This is a genomic window from Bacillus sp. AFS088145, from assembly GCF_002564465.1.
Classification (GTDB): Bacteria; Bacillota; Bacilli; order Bacillales; family Bacillaceae_G; genus Gottfriedia.
Window position 1 is genome coordinate 1 of record NZ_NUUX01000088.1, and the last position, 253, is coordinate 253.

At 68.4% G+C, this 253-nt stretch carries 1 protein-coding gene; it reads left to right on the forward strand.

Translation table 11 applies throughout. From position 1 onward, the window contains the following. The coding region (locus COI44_RS23760; RefSeq protein WP_286164076.1) for a histidine kinase dimerization/phospho-acceptor domain-containing protein at nucleotides 1-253 on the forward strand (253 nt) is incomplete at both ends.

Sequence of the window (253 nt, forward strand, 5' to 3'; positions counted from 1 at the left end):
GTCAATCACCACATCGCGGGCCATCGGCGCATGGTGGCCGAGCAATCGCAGTTCCTGGCCGATGCCTCGCACCAGCTGCGCACGCCGCTGAGCATCCTGTCGATCCAGGCCGGCTACGCGGTGCGTGAGACCGATCCGGCGCGCATGCGCGAGTCGCTGTATGCCATCGTCGGGCAGCTCGCGCGAACGCGCCGCCTCAGCGAACAACTGCTGGCGCTGGCCCATGCCACCACCGAAGACGAAGTCGCCCCTG